The sequence below is a fragment of the Amycolatopsis tolypomycina genome (assembly GCF_900105945.1).
Taxonomy (GTDB): Bacteria; Actinomycetota; Actinomycetes; order Mycobacteriales; family Pseudonocardiaceae; genus Amycolatopsis; species Amycolatopsis tolypomycina.
In genome coordinates this window covers 6320510-6341530 of sequence record NZ_FNSO01000004.1, presented here as the reverse complement: position 1 = coordinate 6341530, position 21021 = coordinate 6320510, and the positions used below count along the sequence as shown (strand labels likewise).

At 67.5% G+C, this 21021-nt stretch carries 10 protein-coding genes; 8 read left to right on the top strand and 2 right to left on the bottom strand.

Annotated features, from left to right (window positions below; translation table 11 throughout):
* Positions 1–26 precede the first annotated feature (26 nt).
* Positions 27–521: a DUF2690 domain-containing protein gene (locus BLW76_RS38585; RefSeq protein WP_167384876.1), complete on the bottom strand. Its 495-nt coding sequence runs from the start codon at positions 519–521 to the stop codon at positions 27–29.
* Between the two features lie 163 nt (positions 522–684).
* Here BLW76_RS38585 and BLW76_RS38580 point away from each other — a divergent pair, with 163 nt between their 5' ends.
* The 6 genes from BLW76_RS38580 to BLW76_RS38555 are packed head-to-tail and all read left to right on the top strand — an operon-like array spanning position 685 to position 6760.
* Positions 685–1038 carry a hypothetical protein gene (locus tag BLW76_RS38580; RefSeq protein WP_091316862.1) on the top strand — a complete coding sequence of 118 codons (354 nt, stop codon included), beginning with the start codon at positions 685–687 and terminating at the stop codon, positions 1036–1038.
* Positions 1035–1367 (top strand): hypothetical protein, encoded by a 333-nt coding sequence (locus tag BLW76_RS38575; RefSeq protein ID WP_091316860.1) that lies wholly within the window; start codon positions 1035–1037, stop codon positions 1365–1367. The genes BLW76_RS38580 and BLW76_RS38575 overlap by 4 nt, the downstream gene beginning before the upstream one ends.
* Positions 1368–1389: 22 nt before the next feature.
* Complete coding sequence (locus tag BLW76_RS38570; RefSeq protein ID WP_091316858.1) at positions 1390–1764, top strand: hypothetical protein; 375 nt, start codon at positions 1390–1392, stop codon at positions 1762–1764.
* A gap of 4 nt (positions 1765–1768) precedes the next feature.
* Positions 1769–2119, top strand: coding sequence for a hypothetical protein (locus BLW76_RS38565; protein ID WP_091316857.1), 351 nt, complete (start codon positions 1769–1771; stop codon positions 2117–2119).
* A gap of 28 nt (positions 2120–2147) precedes the next feature.
* Positions 2148–6281 carry a golvesin C-terminal-like domain-containing protein gene (locus BLW76_RS49005; protein WP_167384875.1) on the top strand — a complete coding sequence of 1378 codons (4134 nt, stop codon included), beginning with the start codon at positions 2148–2150 and terminating at the stop codon, positions 6279–6281.
* Positions 6282–6298: 17 nt separating this feature from the next.
* Positions 6299–6760, top strand: a complete 462-nt coding sequence (locus tag BLW76_RS38555; protein WP_091316853.1) for a hypothetical protein — start codon at positions 6299–6301, stop codon at positions 6758–6760.
* Between the two features lie 24 nt (positions 6761–6784).
* Here BLW76_RS38555 and BLW76_RS38550 read toward each other — a convergent pair whose 3' ends face one another.
* Positions 6785–7330 (bottom strand): sulfite exporter TauE/SafE family protein, encoded by a 546-nt coding sequence (locus BLW76_RS38550; protein WP_091316852.1) that lies wholly within the window; start codon positions 7328–7330, stop codon positions 6785–6787.
* A 1081-nt stretch (positions 7331–8411) separates the two neighbouring features.
* Here BLW76_RS38550 and BLW76_RS38545 point away from each other — a divergent pair.
* Positions 8412–15080: a LamG domain-containing protein gene (locus tag BLW76_RS38545; protein WP_143060766.1), complete on the top strand. Its 6669-nt coding sequence runs from the start codon at positions 8412–8414 to the stop codon at positions 15078–15080.
* A gap of 140 nt (positions 15081–15220) precedes the next feature.
* On the top strand, positions 15221–20965 hold the full coding sequence (locus tag BLW76_RS38540) for an RHS repeat-associated core domain-containing protein (RefSeq protein WP_167384874.1): 5745 nt from the start codon (positions 15221–15223) through the stop codon (positions 20963–20965).
* The last annotated feature ends 56 nt before the right edge of the window (positions 20966–21021 follow it).

Genomic DNA, 21021 nt, shown 5'->3' with positions numbered 1-21021 from the left:
GCCCCTGTGCCGCGCCTGACCGGCCGTCAGCCCATGCTGACGACGTACCAGCGGGTGCACTCCAGCACGTCGGCGTTGTGGCAGACACGGATCAGCGGGCCGGCGATCATCGGCGTCCACACCGCGGCGCAGGGCGTGCCCGTTCCGTTGGGCCAGCAGTTCCCGCTGACGACCTGTTCGTAGACGACGGTGCCGTTGTCCCGCCCGGACTGGGCCGCCGTGCGGTACGGCCGGTTGTCCGAGTTCGCGGTGACGCGGGCCCAGTAGGCCCCGCAGTCCGTGCTGTGCCGGATTTCGACGAGGTCGCCCCAGTGCGCCGTGAAGGAGTCGTAGGTGTAGGCGCTGGCCGAGCAGCCGGTGGACTGCGGATCCAGTCCCCGGCAGCCGTCGTGCGAGCAGGCGGCGGCGAGCGTCCGCGGCGCGGCCGTCGCGGCGCCGGCCTGCGCGGGCTGCAGCACCAGCGCGGTGAGGAGCAGGGCCAGCACGGCCGCGGCCTTGCCGAGGAACGGTTTCGTCTTCATGCGCGTCTGCTCGCTTTTCTTTCCGGATCCGGGTTTCGGCGCACCAGCGTGCCGCCGCGGGTGAGCACGGGCAAGCGGTTTCAGGCAGGGCCGAAACCGTTGCCTTTCGGTCAGCCGCTCCTTCAAGATCGCCGCGTCACCGACATCCTTCGAGGAGAATTCCATGCGCAAGTCCGTGCTGCGCGGTGTGATCGCGACCACGGTCGCCGGCACCGCGCTCGTGCTGACCTCCCCCGCGGCGATGGCCGAACCGAAGCACGCAGACTGCCCGCAGAGCTACTGCTCCGTCGTGCAGGTCGACGGGTTCCCCGGCGGAACGCTCTCGGTCGACGCCGACGTGCACGGCGACGGGAAGTCGCGCTGGCAGGTGTGGGGACCGAACGGCTACTACTGCAGCGGCACCTTCGAAGCCGTGTGGGGGCCGGGATCCTGGCTGTGCTTCAACGCACCCGCCGGCCGGTACTCGGCGGGCGTCGAAGGGCCGCAGGGGCCGTCGAACATCGGTCTCCGCTGGTGAAGGCCGTGCACTGCGCGGCCGTCGCCGTCGCCGTCGGTGCCGCGCTGGCCTGCCTGCCCGGCACGGCCGCCGCGGACACCGGGAAGTACATCGTGAGCAGCCGCAGTGCCGCCTACACCTTCGACTACCAGTGGTACCGGGACCTGCCCGCCGACGTGCACCAGCAGGGGCTGACGCAGTTCACCAACGCCACCGACGTCGCGATGTGCACCGCCGAATGGGAAAACGGGAACCTGTACCGCATCCAGGACTACCCGCCGGGTGCCCGGTACCAGCCGGCCAGCAGCGCCACCGACGCCATCGTCAACTGCGCGTACTTCCTCGCCTGACCAACTCACCAAGGGGAACCGAATGCCCAAGATGTTGACCCGGGGCGTGGTCGTCGGCGTGCTCGCCGCGTCCGCCGCCGCCCTCACCCCGCAGGCCGCGTCGGCCGCGGCGTTCTCCACCACCTGCCAGGACACGGTCTGCGACCTCTACGTGTCCGGCTACCAGGGCGGTGGCCTGTCCATCGACGCCGACGTGCACGGGACCGGCACCGGGCGCTGGGAACTGTGGAGCCTGGAGGAGAACTGGTACCACGTGCAGGACTTCGACGCGGCCGCCGGGCCGGGCTCCTGGCTGCGCAGCTGGTCGCCGAAGGGCCGCTACCACGCGCGGGTGACCGGGCCGGCGGGCCCGGTGACGATCGGCCTGCGCTGGCTCGACAACCCGACGGGGAGCTGAGGACATGCGCGCGAAATTCCTCCGTGCCGCACTCCCGGCCGTCGTCGCGGTGACCGCCTGTGTGGTGTTCCCGCAGGTGGCGAGCGCGGGCGGCAAGAGCGCCGACTGCTCCACCCCCTCCTGCGAGCTCGGAGCGGACATCCAGGGGACGACCACCTTCCACGTCGACTTCGACGTGCACGGCAGCGGTGAGGCCCGGTGGACGGTGAGCGGCCCCCGCGGCTACGTCTGCACCGACCGGTTCCGCGCCGAGGACCCGCCCCGGTCGGTCACCTGCGTCAACTACCCCACCGGTCACTACACGGCCAAGGTGGAGGGCCCGCAGGGCCCGTCCAACATCGGTCTTCGCTGGTAGGGCGGGGCGGCGTGAAAGGCAAGCGAGCGTGAGAAGAGCGAAGGCGGCCGCCGTGGCGGCGCTGGCCGCGGCGGCGATGGTGGTCGCGCCTGCCGCGGCCGAGGCGCACGGCCCCGGGCACGAGAAGCCGGCGGAGCCGCGCGACAGCCAGTCGCACGTGCTGGACCGGCTGAGCAAGCTGGAGCCGTCCTGGCCGGACGGTGACGACGTGCTGGTCACCGGAACCGGGGACGAAGAAGGCTTCCACCTCTTCGCCGGCCGGGAAAACGCGTCGTACGCCTTTCAACCGCTGGCCACCGTCAAGCCGTTCGACGCGGACGACACGTGGCTCGGCCAGTACTGCCTGACCAGCGACCGCACGCACGTCGTGGTGAGCCTCATCACCGCCCGCGCGGCGAACAAGCCGAAGTACCTCGCCGGCGGCGGCCTGGTCTACTCGGTCGCGCTGGCCGACGGCGCGGTCAAACCGGTCGCCACCGGTGCCGCGATCAACAGCGCCAGCCTGCGCTGCGGTCGCGACGGCCGGGCGGCCGTGCTGTCCTACAGCGACACCGAAAGCACGAAGACCGGGGTGTACGCGATCGACCCGGCGAGCGCGAAGACCAGCCAGGTCGCCCGGCTCGACGGCCAGTTCGTCGACCCGGTGCTCGACGGCGGGCAGACGTTCCTGCGCCGCGGCAACCAGATCGTGCGTGTCACGGCGGCCCGGCCCGAGCGCGCCGAAGTCGTCCACGAAGCCAGTGGCGGCGTCGAGCTCGCCGGCGTGCGGGGCAGGCTGCTCGAGTTCGCCGAGCGGGCGGGGGAGCGCACCGTGCTGCGCGCGCTGGACCTCGGTGACCGCAGGCTCACCGAGCAGGCCGCCGCCGTGGACCCGGCCGCGCAGCTCCTCGCGCCGGTCTCCGGTGCCGCCAAGCTGCTCGGCACCGGGCAGGCGGCGCGCACCGGCCTCGCCGCCGCCAAGCCGAAAGCCGAACCGGCGCCCGGTACCGAGATGCGGGTCCGCGACGTCAGCGCCGAAGGGAAACTGGCGCTCACCGACCTGCCGCGGGCGGTGTCGGACAAGCGCGGCCACCACGACGAGGCCGGCAGCGACGCCGCGCTGGTCTGGCTCGGCACCGGGGAGACCCTCCGCACCGGGGTCCAGCTCACCCCCGGCGCCAAGGTGGGCACCGGGGTGCCGGCCCAGCGGGTGACCGCGTCGGGCGCGCGGACCGCGGAAGGCAACTTCACCACGCCCAAGTGCGCGGTCCCCCGCAACGCGCCGAACCGCCAGGTCTACGGCCCGATCGCCCGGCAGGCGGCCTGGGCCGTGGACCTCGCGACGCTCAACTCCCTCCCGTCGCGGCCCGCCGACTACCGGAAGACCGGGTTGCCGGCGTACAGCCCCAGCTCCGACTTCACCGTGCCCGCGCTGAAACCGGGCGGCGGCCGGGTCCCGCCGGTGGTGATGAACGGCGTGCTGGCGCAGGAAAGCGCCTACAAGCACGCCACCTGGCGCGCGCTGCCCGGGTCGGGCGGCAACCCGCTGATCGGCGACTACTACGGCGCCAAGGGCGGGCTCGACACCATCGACTACGACAACGCCGACTGCGGCTACGGCATCGCCCAGGTGACCACCGGCATGAGCGCGGCCGACACCAGCATCTCGCCGAACGGCAAGGCGAAGATCGCCGTCGACTACGCCGAGAACATCTCGGCGGGCATGCAGATCCTGGCCGAGAAGTGGAACACGCTCCAGGACATGGGCATCCGGATGAACAACAGCAACCCGGAGCTGGTGGAGAACTGGTACTTCGCGCTCTGGGCGTACAACTCCGGGATCCAGCCGAGCCCGGCCACCGGCAACACCTCGGGCTGCACGCCGAGCCCGGCGTGCACCGACCGGGCGGGGAACTGGGGCCTCGGCTGGACGAACAACCCCAACAACGACTCCTACCGCGAAGGCCGCACGGTCTTCCTGCGGCAGAGCTACGCCGACGCGGCACGGCCGTGGGAGTGGCCCTACCAGGAGCGGGTGCTCGGCTGGACCGAGACGCCGATCAAGGACTACCAGGGCGTCGACGCCTACCGCCCGGCGCTGAAGAGCCCCGGCAACACCAGCAGCGGCACGATCACCTACCCCGATCGCAAGCTGCTGTGCACCAGCAGCAACAACTGCAACCCGGACACCGCCAAGCGCTGCGGCTACACCGACGGCGACCTCGCGTTCCACTGCTGGTGGCACGCCCCGGTGACCATGCAGGCCGACTGCGCCAAGGTGTGCGCGGCCTCGGCCTACGTCAGCCGCGCGGGTGATCCCGAGCCCCCGGGCGACAACCCGTGGCCACCGGCCTGCGCGAAGGGGTTGCCCACCGGCACGATCATCGTCGACGAGCTGAGCTCCCCGAACCAGAACATCTTCTGCGGCGGCGTCGACTGGACGTCCGGCGGCTCGTTCACCCTGGACTTCGGCAAGACGGCGGCGGGCATGCCGATCTCCGAGATCAACTTCCACCAGGTGGCGAGCGGGCTGGGGGCGCACACCTGGTTCGCGGGCAACGCGCTGGCGAGCGAACCCGCCAAGCGCGTGACCGGCACCTGGCGGCCGAACCTCGGCGCGAACGGCACCTACATGGTCCGCGCGCACATCCCGACGGCGGGCGCGTCGGCGGGCAGTGCGGTGTACAAGATCAAGAACGCCAACGGGACCGTCGCCGAGCGGGTGGTCAACCAGCACGAGCACTTCAACCACTGGAAGTCGCTCGGCGTGCACGTGCTCGGCCCGGGGTCCACTGTGGAGCTCGCCAACATCACCAAGTCCGACACCGCCGCCGATGTCGGCACGGTGGCGTGGGACGCGCTCGCCCTGGTCCCGGTGCAGGGCACCTACCTCGAGGACAAGGTCGACAACGTCGCCTACTTCGACGAGAACCAGAACCTGGACACCCTGATTCCGGCCACCTGGATCGCGGGCAAGCTGCAGAGCCGCCAGACGATCTACGACTGGGCGATGGACCTGACCGGTCAGGTCGCCGCCAAGCCGGTCTGCGGCGAGGTGGCGAACGACCAGTGCGTCCGGGCCGCGACCAAGGACGTGTTCACCGCGTGGCGCGACAACGTGGTCCAGGCGGGCACCGACCCGGTGAACCACCCGCGGGGCAAGAGCATCCCGCAGTGGCTGGGCTTCGCCAACTCCGTCGACAAGCGGCCGTCGTCGGCCTACCTGCCCGACTGGTTCCTGAACGACGACCTCGGGTACAAGATCCGCACCCAGGCGACGGTGTCGTTCCTGCGCGGGGACGACGGGCGGATCGTGCCGGGCTCGGAGGACGTCGACTACCGGCACCGCACGGCGAACACCCACCTCCCGCCGTGGCTGGTGGCCCTGTTCGGGGCGCTGCACCGCGACTACGGCATCGCGCCACCGGACCTGCAGTTCGACCTGGTGGACGCGAACGAGCACAACCACCGGGTGACGCACGTCAACGGCAACGAGCACGGCGTCCTCAACGCCCGTGCCTACCGATTCGGCGGCGCGGCTCCGCAGCTGGTCCAGCTGCCGGGTGCGGCGGGCGGGACGGTCGACTGCGTCGTCGCGCACGGCGCCGGCGGCGGGGCGATCGCGCTGCGGACCGCGCTCGCCAGCGACTACCTGACGTCCCAGGTGGCGCGGTGGGCGAACCAGGTGAAGGCCGGCCGCGACCTGAAGAACATCCCGCACGGGGTCGCCCAGACGGCGCTGGACGCGTACAACCTGTTCTTCGACCCGGACCCGGCGCTGGGTTCGCCGTTCGCGCACGCGTCGCCGATCCACCAGGAGCTGCACTTCGCCTCCTGCGCGGACCTGTCGCTGCGCCAGGTGAACGCGTCGACACCGGTGGCGTTGAACAGTTTCATGCCGAGCCAGTACCTCTACCGCGACGGCCAGGCGATGAACCTGGACGGGTCGGCCCGCACGTCGGCCGATCCGGTGGTGAGCGGCAACTACGGCAACTTCACGGCGCTGCCGCCGCGGCAGACCCAATGGGGGTTCTGCAACCGGCAGCAGCAGGGGGAGCAGCCACCGCGCGGGGACCAGGAAGGCAACCCGTGGGGAATGGCACTGGCGGATCCGGCGGACACGAATCCGTCCGGCATGGTGTTCTGCTCCGACGGCACCGTCCCGCACCGCGACTACGGCTGATCCGGAAAGGAAAGAAAATGAGGAAGCTCTTCACCGCGGCCGCCGTGGTGTCCCTCGCCCTCGGCGCGGTGGTCGCCGGACCGGCGGGGGTCGCCAGTGCGACGGCGGGCCAGTGCACCGGCGGCACCAACGGGTTCCGCGACATGCCGGACAGTTCGACGGGCATGTACGCCACCGGCTTCGTGGTCAACGCGGAGACGAACCCGGTGTACTTCACGCTGTACTACGCAACGGTCGACGGAAAGCAGCGCGGCTGGGCACACCTCGCGGGCAAGACGTCCCCGGCAGGCAGCGACCGCTTCTGGATGGACTGGGCGGGCGGCCCGGTGTCACCGTGGCTCCAATGCGGCCCGTTCCCCAACAACCGCACCGGCGCCTCGGCGACAACACCGGCAATGACGACGGCCCCCAGCTACCAGTTCCGCGTCTGCGGCTCGGTGTACCCCGATCCGACGGTGCGCTGTTCGTCCTGGTGGTGACGGTGCGATGAGCGCTGCCCCGGCTCAGTAACCGTGGATCTGTCTCCGCTGCTCGTCGGTGAGCTCCACGAGACCGAAGAACTCGAGCTGGGTCAGCGCGTCACCGGTGATGTAGAAGCCCGCCACGATGCACAACAGCCCTTCCGGTCGTTCTTCGTTTTCCGTTTCTCGGCGGAGGTTGTAGCCGAGGAGAACCAGTACGCGGGCGGGAAAGCCGAGCCCGCTCTGGCTGACGACGGAGATCGCGGCGAGGTACGGGAGCGCGGTCACGACCTCCACCGCGGCCACGGTGCAGGCGAGGGCAACGGTGGCGGGATAACTCGTCGCCACCGGGATTTCCCGGCGTTCGGTCTTCGCGAAGATGCCGTAGAGGAACAACAGGACGCCGACGCCCAGCTGGATCACCCCGGCCGCCACGTAAACGGCGTAGAACACGCCGGCGAAGACGAGGACCTTGGGTATCGGGCGCTTGTTGCTCAGCATCAGGTGGACCGTGCCGAGGATCAGCGAGATGTTGAGCGAGTCGAGCAACGCCAGCCCGGTCACGGTCACCAGGTCCTTGGCGCCCAAGAGACATCCCCCGTTCCGGACGGTTACCCACAGCCTATCGCCGTGCGCGGCCCCGGAGACGACGGCTGATCCGCCGACGGCCTGCTGTGCGGCCCGTCCGGCAGGTGCCGCAGTGCGGAGGTGGCGCCGCGAGCGAGGTCGGTCAGGGCGTGTCGCTGACGCCGCCGACCCGCCGGCGCAGCTCGGGCCGCGTTGCCGGCCGTCGTCGAGGTCGACCAGCTGGCGCGCGTGCGCCGCGACCGCATCACCTGAGCCATGGTGCTGCCGCTTCCGCCGGGGGAACGGGAAACAACGCCACCGAGGCAAAGGACGCCATGCCTGCAACAAGAACGCCAAGAACAACGGCCGACAACGCGGCCCCAACCACGACCAAAGCCCACCGGCAAGATCCTCATGAGCGAGGAACCCGCAGGTGGGCTTCGATTCAGTGGGGTGCGCCATCAGGGACTCGAACCCCGAACCCGCTGGTTAAGAGACGCGTTTTGGGGTGTCGGGCGGTGCCGAGTGATGTCGGACAAGCCCTGCTCGGCTGGTCACCGGCCATCACTTGTGTCGGACTCTGCCGCGTTCTGTCGACGTGTGCGAGACCTCTCGGGCACGTGGGTGCTGAATCCTGTTGAGGTATCCGTGCAGGTCAATCGCGGACGTCTCGGGTCCGGGTGGTTGCTGTGTTGAGTCCTGGCGAGGGACGTGATCCGGTTCTGTCGGCGGTCACGCTGATCTGGGATCTTCGCAGCTTCGATCTTTCTGTTTGGTTTCGGGCACTTCTTCAAGTTGGTTCTTTGTTTGGGAATGCCGGCTTGGGCGGCGCTGTGGGCGGAGCCCGCGTGTGCCGGTCTCGCCAGCCCGCTCACGGCGTAACGGTGGCCTCCAAGATGGCGGATCCGATGTTAATCATCGGACAAAAGGGACAAAACTCGTGGAATTATGTTCTCGGTAACTCGAACATGTGATCGATCACCCAGTTGGTGGCTTTTGCTATGCCTTGGTGATCGTGAATTGTTCTCCTTACTTTGTGGTTGCGTGGCGTCGGGGACGCGCGTCGACCGGACCGAGGGGGTCCTCTGCCGTGGTGCGTCGGGTGCTGACGCGTGGCTTGAAGCTGCGCGCGTTTTGCCTGGTCGTGGTTGTTCTGACCGGTGTGCTGGTGATCGTGACAAGCAGTGAGCCGGCTGCTCCGGCCGCCGCTCCGGTCGTGTCGGCTCCGGATGAGGCTGCGGCGTTCGCGGCCGCGCGCCGGCAGGGGACGCGGGTGGAGGTGGCGAATCTGACCACCGAGACCAAGCGGGTGCTCGCTGAGCCGAACGGGCTATTGGCTGCTGAGCTGTCCACCGTGCCGACACGGGTACGACGTGGTGACAAGTGGGTGCCGGTCGACGCGACCCTCAAGCCCGTGGAAGGCGGGCTGATCCGTCCTCGAGCGACGGTCGGAGATCTCGCGTTCTCGGCCGGTGGTGACGCACCGCTGGTCGAGTTCGCGCGGGATGGCAAGCGTATGAGCTTGTCGTGGCCGGGGCGGTTGCCCAAACCTTCTCTCCAGGACGGTGCCGCCACGTATCGTGATGTGCTGCCCGGTGTGGACCTGGTGATGCGGGCACAGGTCGACGGATACGAACAGCACCTGGTCGTCCGGGACAAGGCGGCGGCGGACAATCCCGCGTTGCGGGACATTGCTTTCACCCTCAAAACAGATGGCCTTCGTGTGGAGACCGATGCCGAAGGGCGGCTCCACGCACTCGACGATGCCGGGAAATCGGTGTTCGTGTCGCCGTCGGCGTCGATGTGGGATTCCCGTGGTCCGGAGGTGGCCTCGACTCGTGTGGGCGTCACGGTGAACGGCTCGACGCTGCGGTTGAAGCCGGACATGGCGATGCTGAAGAACCCGGCGACCCGGTTCCCCGTCGTGGTCGACCCGGACATGAAGTCGTGGAACCAGTCGATGTGGGCGAAAGTGTTCTCCGGCTATCCCAAAGACAACTATGTCAACGGCACGCACGACGGCGACGCCTGGGCGAAATCCGGGAAGTGCTACGGCTCTAGCTGCAACGGCATCGGAATCGCCCGCACGTACTTCCAGTTCGACACCAGTTTCCTGGCCGGCCGCGCGATCACGAGCACGGCCTTCGACACCACCGTGGTGCACGGTCCACAGTGCTCCACCGCAACTCACCAGCTGTACTACGCCGACTGGGGGCTGGGCTGGGACACCAGCTGGAACAACATGCCCTCCGGGCATTGGGTGGCGGACGCCGGGGTCAGCGGCGGTGACAGCTGCGGGGGCTCCCAGAGCGTCCGATTCAGTCCGCAGGCGGGCAACATCAACCCCGGCGGCGTCTCGACCTACTTCATGCGCGCGGCGAACGAGTCGGAGTCTCGCGACTGGCGTAGGTTCGATGTGCCGAGCACGTTCCTGCGGGTCTGGTACAACACTCGCCCGAACCCGCCGTACGACATGAAGACGGACCCGCCGTTGCTGGCGCCGTGCCGCTGGTGTGGCGGTGTCCCGTACGTGGCGGACAACTCGATCCGGCTGCTGACCCGGCTGTCGGACCCGGACGGTAATGACCAGCTCCATCCCATCTGGGATATCTACGGCGGCCCCAGCACCGACCATCGCGACGTAGGCCCGAACCAGGCCTCGGGGGCTTACTTCAGCACCGATGTGGATTTGCGCAGCCGAGACGGCCAGCGGGTCACCTGGACGGCGTGGGCGAGCGACGGCCGCGACGGTGGCGACTGGCGCAATGGGCCAGGTCCGTTCATCGTCGACCAAGTGGGCGTCGACAAGCCGCCGGTCGTGTCGGCCCCGCTGTACCGCGAAGACAATCTGTGGCACGGCGGGGTGGGCGTGCCCGACACGTTCACCTTCGGCGCCAATGGTGTCACCGACGTCGATCACTTCTTGTACGGCTGGAACGACCCGCCGACGACATCGGTCGACGCCGATGCACTGGGCGGCAAGGCATCGGTGAAGCTGACTCCGCCCGGTGACGGGCCGCGGGACCTCTTCGTGCAAAGCGTCGATCGAGCAGGTCACCGCAGTCCGAACAGGGTGTACCACTTCTACGTACGGGCAGGGAACGGACCGCTGGCCCAGTGGTCGTTCGACGGGAACACCAAGGACACCGCAACGCTCGGGTTCCGTGATGCGACCCTGCACGGCAACCCGGCCTACACTCCGGGCGCGATCGGCTCCGCGGTCCGCCTCGACGGCGCCGCCGACTACGTCACCGCCCCCGTCTCGGCAAGCACCGGGACCAGCTTTACCTTCGCCGGGTGGGTCAATCTCGCCCGGAAGTCCGGCGATTGGTCGGTACTGCTGAGCCAGAACGGCACAACCGCCTCGATGGTCGCCCTCGGCTACCCCGGCAGCGGCATCGACAAATGGGCCTTCACGCTGCGGACCTCGGATAACCCATCCGCGGCGACGACCACTGTGTTGTCGACCGAGCCGGCCCAGGTTGGAACATGGACGCACCTGGCTGGCGTGTACGACGCTGCGGCCGGGCAGATCAGGCTGTACGTCAACGGTGATCTCGCTGGAACACAGCCCTGGACCACGCCGTGGGCGGCGGCCGGCGAGTTCGCCGTCGGCCGTGCGATCGGCGGCGGCTACCTGTCCGGCGCGGCTGACGAGGTCCGCGCCTACGACCGCGCGCTGAACGACGCCGAGGTCAAATCGATCGTTACTCGCGACAACGTCACCAGCGGATACTGGAACTTCGACGAAACCGGCGGTACGACCGCCCGCAACGCGACTGCGGGCGGCGAAATGGCGGTCCTGCAGCCGGGCGCGACATTCACACAGGCCGGAGCCGTCAATGGTGCGGTCCGATTCGACGGTACCCGCGGCTACGCCGCGACCTCGGGTCCGGCGCTGCGGACCGATCAGAGCTTCACCGTCGGAGTGTGGGTCAAGCCCACCAAGATCGCGGACATGGCCGCCATCGCCCAGGACGGGAAGAACGTCAGTGGCCTGTACCTCAAACAGGCCAACGGCTCGTGGATCTTCGGAATGAATTCGTCCGACGCAACCGGCAGCACACCTGTCGAAGCGCGGTCGGCGGCGAGTACCGTCCAGGTCGGGGTGTGGACACACCTGACCGGCGTTTACAACAGCACGGCCAAGACCATCACCCTGTACGTCAACGGTGTCCAAGCCGCCACCGCGGCCGCGCCCGCGACACCGTGGACGGCGAACGGCCCGTTCGTGATCGGCCGCGGGCAATACGGTGCCGCCACAGGCTTCTGGACAGGCGACATCGACGAGGTCCGCGCCTACACCCGTCCTCTGGCCGCCAACGAAATCCAGGGCATCGTCGCGCAGAACAACGTCACCGCCGCGACCTGGAAACTCGACGGCAACACCCAGGACGCTTCCGGCAACGGAAAGAACGGCACGGTGAACGGCCGCGTGGACTGGGCGCCGGGCCAGACCAACAACCCGGACCCCAGCGACCTCGCCGCGAGCTTCAACGGCTCCATTGGCTACATCAGCTCAGCTCCGGCCGTCGACACCGGGAAAAGCTTCTCGGTCACCGCCTGGGTCAAGCTGGGCAGCAAGACCGCGGACTGGGGTGCGGTCGCCAGCCAGAACGGCACCCGGGCCCCTGCGTTCACCCTCGGTTACAGCGGGTCCACCGACGACCGGTGGGCGTTCGGCATGAACGGCAGCGATGCCGACTCCCCGTCCTCGACGCCCCGGGTGCGGTCGGCGCAGCCGGTCCAGACCGGGGTGTGGACCCACCTCGCCGCGACCTACAACGCTTCCACGGGCGAGATGCAGCTGTTCGTCAACGGCACGCTCTCGGCGACAGGGGTGATGAGCACGCCGTGGAACGCCACCGGCGAGTTCGACATCGGCCGCGCGAAGTGGGCCGGCACCTGGGCCAACCAGCTGGTCGGTGCGGCCGATGACATCAAGGTCTACAGCCGCGCCCTGTTCACCGACGAGATTCGCGCCATGTCCGGCCGCGACCTCGCCCTGGTGCACGACTGGCAGTTCGACGAATCGAGCGGCACCAACACCGCCGACTCCATCGGCGCGCGGCCCGGCACACTTAACGCCGGGGCGAAGCTGATGCCAGGCCGGGTCGGCAACGCAGCGAAGCTCGACGGCAGTACCGGTGCCGTCTCCACCGCCGGCGTCGACCTGCGCACCGACGACAGCTTCACCGTTTCGGCGTGGGTGTACCTCGACCGCAAGAGCGACGTGGTATCGAAGTTCACCGCGGTCAGCGTCGATGGCAGCCGGGCCAGCAAGTTCCGCCTCGGGCACGTCGCGGATGACATGAGCGCGTTCTGTTTCGACGGCATGCCAGGCGACTCGAACGCCTGTGGCAAGTGGGTGTTCGAGATGGCCGAGTCCGACAGCGACACCGCCGTCGTGACAAGGGCGGCCGTGTCGACCTTGTCCGCTGAGATCAACACGTGGACGCACCTGACCGGCGTCTACGACAAGCAGTCCCGCAAAACGTGGCTGTACGTGGACGGCGAGCGGGTCGGTGACGGCACCGTGAACACGGCTTGGCAGGCCACCGGCGGCGCCGCCTTCGGGCGGGGGAAAGAAGCGGGTCAGGCAGCGCAGTTCTGGCCCGGCTCCATCGACGATGTCCGCCTCTACGCGGGCACCTTGGACCGCGATCACATCTCCTCGCTCTACGGCTCGTATCCGGCTCTGGATACGAGCCCGGCCACCTTGCCGACCGCGAACGTCGCGAAGTGGGACTTCGATCAGAACGTCGGCGCAGCGCGGGTTCAGGACATGAGTGGTCAAGGCCATGACGCCGTCCTGAGCGGAGGCTATCGATGGGCCGGAGGCCGCAGCGGCGGCGGAGCCTGGCTGGACGGCGTCACCGGGCATGCCGTCACGTCCGGGCAGGTCGTCAACACCGGCCAGAGCTTCTCGATCTCCGCCTGGACGGTTCTGTCCAAGGCGGACGGCGCCAACTACACCGTTTTCGGTCAGAGCGGCGCGGCGGTCAGCGGGTTCCAGGTGCAGTACAACGGCACATTGCGCAAGTGGGCCGTAGTGATCCCGCAGTCCGATCAAAACAACCCGGCCGTCACGGCCGTTGTGTCGAACGTCGCGGTGGTCACGAATGAGTGGACCCATCTCGCGATGAGCTACGACGCGGCGCAGCACGTCATCAAGCTCTACGTCAACGGCGCGCTTACCACGGTCCAGGTCGGTGTCACCTTGGCCGGCGTCACCGGCCCGTTCACGCTGGGAAGTGGCAAGTGGAACGGCTTCGACACGGGGTTCTTCCCCGGCCCGATCGACGACGTCCGGGTGTTCGGACGAGCACTGAGCGACGGTGAGGTCCGCAAGGTGACGGGGGATGTCGTCGAAGCACCGGCAGGGGATTGGCACTTCGATGCCGGAACAGGCAAGGACTATTCGTGGCGGCACAACGACGCGGTCCTCTCCGGCGGCGTCACGTCGGCTGCCGGGATCAGCGGAAAGGGGCTGCAGCTCGACGGCACCACCGGGCAAGCGAAGACACCTGGCGTCGGAGTACCGATGACCGCGAGCTTCAGCGTGTCGGCCTGGGCGAAGTTGTCGCGCACGGACAAGGTCGCGACCGTCCTCGGCCAAGACGGGGCCCGGATGAGCGGGTTCGTCCTGCAGTACCGGCCTGAGCTCAACCGCTGGGTGTTCGGCACGCCGGCGGCGGACCAGGACTCTTCCCCGTTCGCCTACGCCGCTTCGTTCCAGACTCCGGTGCTCAACCGGTGGACGCACCTGACAGGGGTTTACGACGAAGGTGCCGGGCAACTTCGGCTGTACGTCGACGGACAGCTCGGTGGTTCTCGTGCCAACGTGTCACCGTGGGCCGCGACCAGCGGTTTGACCGTCGGCCGTGACCTGCTGAACGGCGTGGCCGCGGACTTCTTCCCCGGCAGCATCGACGAGGTGTCCAGCAGCTACGGCGTCCTCACCGAGGCTTCGATCGCGAAGAACGCTACGTGGCCCACGGTCGCTGCCGGCCAGCTCGGCCGGTACGTCAACGGAGCCGGTGAGCACTACACCGGTGCCACCGATGGCCCGGCCTTGACCGGCTACCACGTCGAAGAGACGCTCGGCATGCTCGTCAGCGGGGACAGTGCCAGCACCACGACGCTCTACTCGTGCCAAGACGGCGCTGATGGATTCACTTCGACCGACAACGCCTGCGAAGGCAAGACCGTCAACGGCCCCATCGGCAAGGTGTTCACCCAGCAACCGAGCAACCTCCCCAGCGCCGCGATCTACCGCTGCAACACCGGCGCGGAGCGGTTCGACAGCCGGCAGCCGGACTGTGGTGGCGCGACACGCGAGGTCATCCTCGGCTACACCATCGCCTATGCGGCGTTGTCCGCATCCGACAACAACCGGGCGTTGGATCGGATGGCCACCACAGGCGGTGGGTTGCCTGGCTACACGGCCACGGTGTTCCAGGGCTACCTGCCCCTGGTCTCCCAACCCGGCACCCGGCCCTTGCTCAGCTGCGCCAACGACTTCGACAAGTTCCTCTCCACCGACGCCACCTGCGACGGAAAGACCGTGCTCGGCACGATCGGTGAAATCTGGACCGCACCACCGAACGGGATGGCCGGTCAGCCCCTCTACCGCTGTGTCTTTCCCGGTGTCGACACCATCACCGCGAACTCATCCGACTGCTACGGCGGCACGGTCGACACCGTTCTTGGTTACACCCTGACGACGCTGCCCGACGTAACGCCGGCGTTCCCAGCACCTCCGGGCTGATCGGTCGTAGGACCGCACCCCCGAGTCCTGCTCCGGACTCATCCCGACCTTTCACCGTCCCTGGAGGAACGATGCGACCGGCCGCCTTCAGCCGTCCGAGAACGCTCACCATGGCGTTGACCTGCACCTTGGTGATGACAATGGTCAGCGCAACCGGCATCGCGGATGCCGCCGGCGGTCCCAGCGTCCCGCTGCCGCAAACGCCATCCACACCCGTCACCAAACAGACCATGACCCCACGGGCTCCCGACGACGCCAGTGTGCACGCTCTGAGCGGTAACCAAAGCAGCGGATCGACTACGCCGGACGGCGGAGGAACCAGCAAGGCGACCTCGTTGTCGCCCGCGGCGACCTGGGATGTATCGGAACAGACCGGCGACTTCACCTGGTCCTATCCGTTGCGCGTGCCGCCGGCTGCCGGCGGACTGGTACCTGATCTCGCGCTCGGTTACAACTCGGCCGAGATCGACGGGCGCACCAGCGTGACGAACAACCAAGCCTCCTGGATCGGCGACGGCTGGGAGCTCAACCCCGGCTTCATCGAACGCACCTACGGCTCGTGTGTCGACGACAAAGAAGGCGGAACAACGCCACCGCAGGTGGGTGACCTGTGCTGGAAGAGCGACAACGCCACGGCCTCCTACAACGGCAGCGGTGGCCCCCTGATTCACGACACCGACAAGAAGGTCTGGCGCCAGAAATCCGACAACGGTGCCCGCATCGAACACCTCACCGGCGCAGGAAACGGCGCCCACGACGGCGAGGCGTGGAAAATCACCACGCTGGACGGGACCCAATACTTCTTCGGCGTCACCTCAGGGGCGAATTCGACCTGGACCGTGCCGGTCTACGGCGACGACGCAGGCGAGCCGTGCCACGCGGGCGACGACGTTTTCGCCAACTCCTCGTGCGTGCAGGGCTACCGGTGGAACCTGGACAAGGTCATCGACCGGCACGGCAACATGATCCTCTACACCTACGAAGTCGAGACCGGGACCTACGGCCAGAACGTCAAGGACACACCGGTGTCCTATGTCCGCGGCGGAACCCTCAAAGAGGTCCAGTACGGGCTGCGCCAGAACGACACCGCGCCGGCGTCGGGCAAGGTCGTTTTCGAGACTGCGGATCGCTGTGTGCCCGGCAGCAACCTGTGCAATTTCGACCATCCGGAGAACTGGCCGGACGTCCCGCTCGCTGAGCGTTGCGGAGCGACCAACTGCAAGGACCATTACTCCCCGACATTCTGGTCCACCAAACGGCTCGCCAAGATCACGACCAAGGTCCGCAACGGCACCGGCTACGCCGACGTCGACAGCTGGACGCTCGAGCAGTCCTTCCCGGACCCCGGTGACGGTGAGAAAGCTGCGCTCTGGCTGAAGAGCATCACCCACGCCGGCCTCGTCGGCACCCCGATCGCGCTGCCCGCCGTCACGTTCGAGGGCAAGAAGCTGGCCAACCGGGCCGACAAGGGCGACGTGTCCGACGGCATCGGCCCGCTCAACCGCTACCGGCTCTCGGCCATCGTGTCCGAATCCGGTGGCGTCACGACCATCAACTACGCGGCACCCGACTGCGGTCCTGGGGCGTTGCCGGACAAGCCGGAGAAGAACACCAAGCGGTGCTACCCGGCGACGTGGGCGAAACGCAACTACGCCGAACGCACCGACTACTTCAACAAGTACGTCGTCGCCTCGGTCGTCCAGTCCGATCGGATCAGCTCCAGTTCCGAGCAGGTCACCAGCTACGAGTACCCCGACGGTGCGGCGTGGCACTTCAGCACGTCCGAGTTCACACCCGAGGACAAGAAGACCTGGGACGACTTCCGCGGTTTTGACCGGGTCATCGTCCGCACCGGCAAGCCCGACGACCTCACCGGCCCCACCAGCTACGCCGAGAGCCGCTACTACCGCGGCATGAACGGGGACAAGCTCCCCGACGACAAAACCCGCACGGTCACGCTGTCCGACAGTGAGGGAGGTAGCCATGCCGACGAAGACTGGCTGCGTGGCTTCTCCTTCGAAAGCGTGACGAAGAACGGCGAGAACGGGCCAGTAGTCAGCAAGTCCATCACGGATCCGAGCTGGACCGGCCCCACCGCCACCCGGGGACCGTTCAACGCCTACCTCGTGCACGCCGGAACCGAACGCACCTTCACCGCACTCGCCGCCGGCGGATGGCGCACGACCAAGGTCACCACCGACTACGACCAATACGGGTTGCCGACCAAGGTCAACGACCTCGGTGACATCAACGTCGCCGACGACGACCAGTGCACGACCACGACCTACGCGCAGAACACCGCGCTGTGGCTGATGCAGTTCGCTTCGCGTGTCGAGACCACCGCCGTCAACTGCGGCCAAACCCCGCAGTACCCGCGCGACACGGTGTCCGACACCCTCGCCTCCTACGACACGCGCGGCGACGGAACCCCGCAGGCCCCCAGCACGCCGCAAGCCAACGGCACCCCGCCGACCAAGGGTGACATCACCCTCGCCGAAGAAATCGACCACTACGACGGGGCCACCCCGCGGTACCGGACCGTCGCCACCACCACCTACGACGTGCACGGACGCGCGACCGCGGTCACCGACGCGGACGGCAACACAACGAGGTCCACCTACACCCCGACGACCGGCGGGCCGGTGACCCAGCTGGTGCTCACCAACGCGCTCAACCAGAAGACCACCAGGGTCTATGAGCCCGCGTGGGGGACACCGCGAACCGTCACCGACCTCAACAACTGGGCCACCGAGACCACTTACGACGCACTGGGACGCACCACTGAGGTCTGGGCGCCGAACCGCCCTCGCTCGTCAAAACCGCAAGGGACCGCCCGGTTCACCTACGACATCCGCAACGACCGGCCCAGCGCCGTCTCGACCACCCGGGTCGGCCCCAACGGCAACTTCACCACCTCGACCACGATCCTCGACAGCCTCTACCGCACCCGGCAGGTCCAGACCCCGGTGCCCGGCGGTGGCCGGCTGCTGGTCGACACCCGTTACGACTCCCACGGCCGCACATTCAAGACGACCCAGCCGTTCTACAACGACCAGCCGGTCGACACCGACCTGTGGATCGCCGACGACACCGAGATCCCCGGCTTCACCACCACCGAGTTCGACGGCGCGGAACGCCCCGTCGCAGCCATCTACAAGACCGACGCCAACGAACGCTGGCGCACCACCACGACCTACGGCGGCGACCGGATCAGTATCACCCCACCCGGCGGCGGCACCCCGACCACCACGATCACCGACGCCCGTGGCCACACTCGTAACCTCCGCCAGTACCACGGCACCACGCCGACCGGTGACTACGACGAAACGACCTACGCCTACACCCCCGCAGGCAAGCTCGGCGGTGTCACCGACTCCAGCGGCAACCACTGGTCCTACGGCTACGACCTGCACGGCTCGCTGAACCAAGCCGTCGACCCTGACCGCGGAACCACGACCTACACCTACGACAAGCTCAACCAGCTGGCCACGAGCACCGACGCGCGCAACGTCACGCTTGCCTACAGCTACGACCACCTCGGGCGCAGGACGGGGCTCTACCAGGGCAGCACCACCGGGACCAAGCTCGCCGAATGGGCCTACGACACCGCCTACAAGGGCGTCGGGCAGCCCGCGTCTTCGACCCGCTGGGTCAACGGCAACGCCTACACCAAAAAGGTCTACGCGTACAGCCCGCTCGGCCAGCCTGCCATCTTGGGAACCATTATCCCCGATAGCGAAGGCACCCAGCTGGCCGGCACCTACGTCACGAACACCACCTACGCCGAAGACGGCACCCTGGGCGGCGCCAGCATCCCGAAAGCGGGAGACCTCCCCGTCGAAAGCATGCTCTACGTCCACGACGACCTGGGCAATGCGCTCACCACCAGCGGTGGGATCAACAACGGCACCCAGGAATACGTCACCGCGTCCGACTACACCAAGTACGGGGAACTGCAGCGCCTCCAGCTCGGCGTCACCGGCCACCGAGCCTGGCTGTCGGCCTACTACGACACGAACACCCGTCGGCTCGACCGCACCATCGTCGACGCCGAAGTCGCCCACCCTATGCAGGCCGACAACCACTACACCTACAACCCCGCCGGCGCCATCACCTCGATCGCCAACACCCCACTCGACCAAGCCGCCGACACCCAGTGCTTCCGCTACGACTACCTGCAACGGCTGACCGAAGCCTGGACGCCGGCCAGCGAACCGTGCAGCACCGACCCGGCCACGGGCGGGTTGGGTGGCCCGGCCCGCTACTGGCAGTCTTTCACCTACGACAAGTCCGGTAACCGCACCACGGACACCCAGCACAACGCCACCGGCGATGTCATCCGCCGCTACACCTACGCCGCGCCCGGAACCCCGAAACCGCACATCCTGAACTCCGTCACCTCGTCCGGTTCCGCCGGCACGAGCCAGTACACGTACGACCAGGTCGGCAACACCAAGACCCGCCCTGGCGCCACGGCGCAGCAAATGCTGGACTGGGACACGGAGAGTCGGCTCAGCACGGTCACCGAGGGGAGCTCGCAGACCAGCTTTCTCTACGACGCCGACGGTGGGCGGTTGATTCGTCGGGATCCCACCGGCACGACCCTGTATCTGGGTGATCAGGAGGTCCGGGTCGACAAGCAGTCCGGGACCGCTAAGACGACCCGCTACTACAGCCACGGTGGCGCGATGGTTGCGGTGCGGACTGGTGGAAAGCTGAGCTGGCTGGCCGGTGACCACCAGGGCACGACCCAGATCGCGATCAGCGTCACCGACGACACCGCCGAGCCGAAGGTCCAGCAGCGTCGGCAGACGCCGTTCGGGTCTCCGCGTGGAATGAGCGGTGAGTTGCCCGGTGAACGCGGGTTCGTCGGCGGCACGATCGATCAGGCAACCGGCTTGACTCATCTCGGCGCCCGCGACTACGACGCCGACCTGGGCCGGTTCGTCTCCCTCGACCTGATCACGGACTTCTTCAGTCCGCAGCAGATCAACGGCTACAGCTACGCCAACAACAGTCCCATCACGTTCAGCGATCCCAGTGGACTCCGGCCCGAAGACAAGCCCGGCTATTGCGTTGGCTGGCGCGGGGACTGCGGGATCAACCCATCAGCACCGGCAATTGGCGGCGGACACGGTGCTGACATCAACGGGCACTACAGCAAAGACCAGTTGGTCAGGAAAGGCGTTGTCAAGGGGCAGCATCTGAGCCGTAAGCAGCGTGACGACCTCGACTACACGAACACGGTTTCCACGGATGACGATATGCGGCGCTCATCTGGTCAGGTTCGCCTGAACATGGCGTTGGAAGCGTATGAAGAAGGTGGAGGGCCAGCGGTCCTCGACGAGGTTCATGCGCAATGCGTCGCCAGCAACCTCGACGGCGATGACTGTCTGGTATGGGCGCAGATTGTCGCGATGAACATCAATGAGGCAGACGGATGTCCTGATTGGGTCAAATGTGCATTTATGGCGGCGGCGGCCGATGGTGGGATCGCCATCGGTGCTGCAGCATTAGGCAAGAATATGAAGACGCCGAGTTTCCTGACAAACAGCAAGGGGGTGACAATATCTATCCCCCAAATCGGTTCGGCGTTGAGTTTGCAGAGGCAAGGTAGGCATATCATGGGCGACCGTCTGTACTCGGGGAAGAGCTATTTCAGGTCAATGCAGGAAGCGCAAGAGGTATTCGACGCCTACAAATCTGGTAACGTCCGCGTGCTAAACGTACTTCCGAGTGGGAATGTTATATTTCGATATGACGGAGTGGTTGGGTATAATCACAACCCCGCCAACAATTTCCCGAATCAGCCGACCAATATATTCATGATGAAAGGTACGCAGAGTCCGAGCATTGTTCCGACTAATCCGAAGCTAGGTGGATAGTGGTCCACGGTAGCGGCGGCGAGCGTGATTGCCTGTGCGGTACACTGTGCGGGGCC

Coding starts and splice junctions, on each gene's coding strand:
- BLW76_RS38580 (WP_091316862.1), top strand. CDS start 685: ATGCGCAAGTCCGTGCTGCGCGGTGTGATCGCGACCACGGTCGCCGGC.
- BLW76_RS38585 (WP_167384876.1), bottom strand. CDS start 521: ATGAAGACGAAACCGTTCCTCGGCAAGGCCGCGGCCGTGCTGGCCCTG.
- BLW76_RS38565 (WP_091316857.1), top strand. CDS start 1,769: ATGCGCGCGAAATTCCTCCGTGCCGCACTCCCGGCCGTCGTCGCGGTG.
- BLW76_RS38555 (WP_091316853.1), top strand. CDS start 6,299: ATGAGGAAGCTCTTCACCGCGGCCGCCGTGGTGTCCCTCGCCCTCGGC.
- BLW76_RS38540 (WP_167384874.1), top strand. CDS start 15,221: ATGGTCAGCGCAACCGGCATCGCGGATGCCGCCGGCGGTCCCAGCGTC.
- BLW76_RS38570 (WP_091316858.1), top strand. CDS start 1,390: ATGCCCAAGATGTTGACCCGGGGCGTGGTCGTCGGCGTGCTCGCCGCG.